General features: G+C 69.9%; 5 protein-coding genes. 1 reads left to right on the top strand and 4 read right to left on the bottom strand.

The features are described 5' to 3' along the window. The 3 genes from VF665_RS01520 to pdxA all read right to left on the bottom strand — a co-directional run. On the bottom strand, window positions 1-633 hold a 633-nt coding region (locus tag VF665_RS01520; protein WP_331051632.1), incomplete at its 3' end, for a cell division protein FtsX. Continuing rightward, window positions 633-1,325, bottom strand: a complete 693-nt coding sequence (ftsE, locus tag VF665_RS01515; protein WP_331051631.1) for a cell division ATP-binding protein FtsE — start codon at window positions 1,323-1,325, stop codon at window positions 633-635. The genes VF665_RS01520 and ftsE, both read right to left, overlap by 1 nt. An 82-nt stretch (window positions 1,326-1,407) precedes the next feature. Beyond that, window positions 1,408-2,337, bottom strand: coding sequence for a 4-hydroxythreonine-4-phosphate dehydrogenase PdxA (gene pdxA / locus VF665_RS01510; protein WP_331051630.1), 930 nt, complete (start codon window positions 2,335-2,337; stop codon window positions 1,408-1,410). A 442-nt stretch (window positions 2,338-2,779) separates the two neighbouring features. On the opposite strand from pdxA, the gene VF665_RS01505 reads away from it, so the two are divergent. Then, window positions 2,780-3,430 carry a hypothetical protein gene (locus VF665_RS01505; RefSeq protein WP_331051629.1) on the top strand — a complete coding sequence of 217 codons (651 nt, stop codon included), beginning with the start codon at window positions 2,780-2,782 and terminating at the stop codon, window positions 3,428-3,430. 53 nt (window positions 3,431-3,483) lie between these two features. On the opposite strand, the gene VF665_RS01500 is transcribed toward VF665_RS01505, so the two are convergent. Continuing rightward, complete coding sequence (locus tag VF665_RS01500; RefSeq protein WP_331051628.1) at window positions 3,484-3,987, bottom strand: SgcJ/EcaC family oxidoreductase; 504 nt, start codon at window positions 3,985-3,987, stop codon at window positions 3,484-3,486. Window positions 3,988-4,196: the final 209 nt, after the last annotated feature.

Below are 4,196 nucleotides of genomic sequence, written 5' to 3'. Positions count from 1 at the left end.
GTCCGTGGCGCCCACCAGCCGCATGATGCTGATCTCCTCGCGCCGCGCGAAGACGGTGATGCGCACGGCGGTGGCGATCACGATGGCGGCGACGATGGCGAACGCCCCGCCAATCACCATCGCCACGCCGGCGGCGATGCGCCGGATGGTGAAGATGGCCGCCAGCCAGTCGCGCCCGAAGCGGACGTCTTCCACGAAGGAGTACGCCTGAATGCGCTTGGCCACGCGCTCCACCTGGGCGGGGCCGCGGTTGCCGGGCTTCATCCGCACTTCCAGCGAGGCGGGAAGCGGGTTCTGCTCCAGGTCGCTGAAGACGTCGCGGAACTCCTCCATTTCCGCCATGGCCGTGGCGAGCGCTTCCGTCTTGGTGACGTACTGCACCCGCTCCACCTCGGGGATGGCGGCCAGCTCCGACTGCGCCTGCTTGAGCTGCGCGTCCGTCGTGGCGTCCGTCAGGTAGGCGACGATCTCCACCTTCTCCTCCACCTGCTCGATGGCGCGGCGGATGTTGAACGCCGTGAGCCCGAACAGGCCGATGACGAACAGGGCGAAGGCGATGGCGAAGACGGACAGGAGCGTGAGCAGCGGCGTGCGCCGGATGGCGCTGAGCGCCTCGCGGAGTGCGTACGGCATCAGGCGCTCCCCGCCTCGACCGACGCGGCGGCCGAATCGTAGACCACGGAGCCCTGGGCCAGCTCCACCACGCGGTACTCGGGGTGGGCGCGCACCAGGTCCAGGTCGTGGGTGGCCATCAGAATGGTCATTCCCATGGCGTTGATTTCCCGGAACAGCTCGAACACGCCCTTGGCCGCCCACTCGTCCAGGTTGCCGGTGGGCTCGTCCGCCAGCAGCACCAGCGGCTCGTTGGCCAGCGCGCGGGCCACGGCCACGCGCTGGCGCTCGCCGCCGGACAGCTCGTCGGGGTAGGCGCGGGCCTTGTGCGCCAGCCCCACCTGCGTGAGCAGCTTGTTGACCCGCGGGCCGATGAGGGCGCGCTTGGTGCCGGTGACCTCCAGGGCGAAGGCCACGTTCTCTTCGGCCGTGCGGTCGCGCAGCAGGCGGAAGTCCTGGAACACCACGCCGATCTTGCGGCGAAGCAGGGGGATTTCGCGCCGGCGGATGAGCTTGGAGCTGAAGCCGGAGACGCGCACCTCGCCGCCCGAGGGGAGGTCCGCCATCTGAAGCAGGCGCATGACGGTGCTCTTGCCCGCGCCGGAATGGCCGGTCAGGAACACGAGCTCACCCTTGCCCACGTTCAGGGTGACGTCACGGAGTGCCGTGCCGGAGCGCGGATACTCCTTGTATACGGAGGTTAGCCTGATCACGCGAGAAACTTCCGCGGGAGAGGAGGTCGCACTGAATGCAAGCGCGGAGAGAGGAACAATTTAGTCCGTGGCGGCCCCGCTGTCAAAAGCGCGCGAGGCGCAGGGCGAGGCGCACGGCTTCCTTCATGGACGAGGGATCGGCACGGCCGGTGCCGGCGATGTCCAACGCGGTGCCGTGGTCCGGCGAGGTGCGCGGAAAGGGCAGCCCCAGCGTGACGTTGACCCCCGCCCCGAACGCCGCGGTCTTGAACGCCGCCATCCCCACGTCGTGGTAGGGCGCAATGACGGCGTCGAACTCGCCGCGGACGGCGCGGGTGAACACGGTGTCCGCGGGAATGGGCCCGTACGCGTCCACCCCGGCCGATCTCAGCCGTTCGAGCGCGGGATGGACGATGCGCGCTTCCTCGTCGCCGAACAGCCCGCCGTCCGACGCGTGCGGATTGACGGCGCAGAGCGCCACGCGCGGCGTTTGAATCCCCCACTGCCGCTGGAGCGCATGGGCCGTGATGGTGGCCTGATGGACGAGCAGATCGGCGGAGAGCGCGGCGGGAACGTCGCGCAGGGCCAGGTGCGTGGTGGCGAGGACGACGCGCAGGGGGCCGCCCAGCGCGGTGCGCTCCGCGGCCATCATCATCACCACCTCCGCGGCGCCGGACAGCTCGCCCAGCATTTCGGTATGGCCGGGATAGTGAAATCCGCCGGCGCGAAAGGCGTTCTTTTCAATGGGCGCCGTGACGAGCGCGTCCACGGTGCCGTCCATCGCCATCCCGACGGCGATGCGGATGGCCTCGCCCGCGACGCGCCCGGCCGCCGCCGCGCCCTGGTCCGGGGACCACGCGCCCGCGGACACGTCGTTCTTCCCCGGGCGCAGGAGCGATTCCGGACCCACGAGCACGTACTCCGCCGCGCCGGCGATCTCCGGGTCGGCGAGCGCGCCGGCCGTCACCTCCGGGCCGATGCCGCGCGGGTCGCCCAGGGTGATGGCGATGCGGGGAAGGCGGCGTGCTGCCACGCTGGTCCTGATGTGCGTTGGTGGATTGGGTGATGGGGGCGAGTATAGGCCTCGCGGTTCCGGCGGACAACCCGCCGGCATCAGAGTCCGTCAACCTCGTCTCTCACGGAGGTCACGGAGGTGGCACGGAGGTTCACGGAGGAAGGGCAACGGCAATCTCTAACAGAGACTACAGAGGCACAGAGAAAAGGAAACACGGAGAGAAGATGATCACGTCTTTGCGTTTCGATCTTCCGCTCCGCGTCTCCGCGTCTCTGCGTGAAGCTCTTCTGATGCCGTTTTCCCGCGACCTCCGCCCCCCTCGCATCCTCTGCATGTGAAGCAGTTCCCCGCGAAGGCGCCCCGCGTCGTCCGCTTCGGACCGCGTTGTGCAGGCTCCCTGTCGGCGCTCGCACTCCGGGGCGGACCAGAGCAGGCTTTCGCGCACCAGACGACCACGGGGATGGGAAAGATTCCGAAAGCGCCGGAGGTAGATGAGGGGCTGCACTCGATCGCGAACATGCCCGGGCTGGACGACGAAACGCGCACCCGGCTGGCCGCGCTGATCGACGAGGGCTGGCAGATCTGGGAAAAGTTCGACCTGGAAGTGCGCTCGCAGGACTTTCACCCGTTCGTGGCGGCGGATTACGAAAAGGTGCTGCGCGCGCTGCTTCCGCTGCGCGCCCCCGGCCAGCGGTTCCTGGAGTGGGGTTCGGCCACGGGGGTCATCACCATCATGGCCGACATGCTGGGGTTCGAGGCGTACGGCATCGAGCTGGACGCCAGCCTGGTGGAGATCGCGCGCGGGCTCGCGGCGCGGCACGGAAGCAAGGCGACGTTCGTGGCGGGAAGCTTTCTGCCCAACAGCTACCGGTGGCGCCCGCGCGGCGGCGGCGACGCCCGCATCGGCACAATCGGCACGGGCGACTCGGCGTACCCGGAACTGGGCCGCGCGCTGGACGACTTCGACGTAGTGTACGGCTACCCGTGGACCGGTGAGGAGCCGATGATGCAGGACCTGATGCGCACCTTTGGGGCACGCGACGCACGGCTGCTGCTGCACGGCGGCAGCCTGGGCCTGCGGGTGTTCCGCGGTGGCCGGCTGATGGCGTAAACAGCGGGCCCGGTCGTCGCGACCGGGCCCGCTTTCCAGCCGTGGGCGTCCGCCTACCGGCTGGCCGTCGCCGGCGCGGCGGGGACCAGGTGCACGCGGTTCATCCGCATCCGCCATCCCTCCGGCGTGCGCACCGCGATCGCATGCATGATGAAGTGCCGTAGCGGCGCCGCCGATCCCTCGCGCTCCACCCATACCTGCCCGTCCACCGCCGCCACGCCCGGCGCGATCATCACCGCTTCTTCCACGAGCGTGCGGTGGCGCATTCCGGCGGGGCGGTTGGCGAACGACGCGGCGAAGTAGCGCTGGATCGCCTCCCGGCCGCGCAGGTCCGCGTCCGCGCCGATGATGCGGTTGTGCCCGTCCGGGGCCCAGAGCGCGGCCAGGCCGTCCGCGTCCGCCGCATTCCACTCCGCGTCCGCCGCCGCGGCGAGCTGAATGAGCGCCGCGCTGTCCGCGGGCGAGATGCCCGTCATGCGGACGGACTGGGCGTGCGCGGGTTGGGCCGCAAAGGACAGGAAGGCCGCCATGAAGGCAAGCAGAATCCGGCTGCGCATGAGGTCGGGTCGGGGTGCGTGATGGTCGTGCGCGAAAAAGCGGTCGAGGGAAGATTGCGAGCTCGCGCGGTGTCGGTAATCCGTCATTCTACCCATCACGGCGGTGCGTGCGGGCCGCGTCGTTCGAGGAAGGCGCGGCGGGCCTGGGACACGGGCGGTGGGTACGAAGTTCGCGCGGCCGCGGGCTGTGGCCCTCACCCCGCGTGCTG

It is taken from the genome of Longimicrobium sp. (assembly GCF_036387355.1).
GTDB lineage: Bacteria > Gemmatimonadota > Gemmatimonadetes > Longimicrobiales > Longimicrobiaceae > Longimicrobium.
Note: the sequence above shows the minus strand (reverse complement) of the source record. Positions and strands in the feature narration are given on the sequence as shown.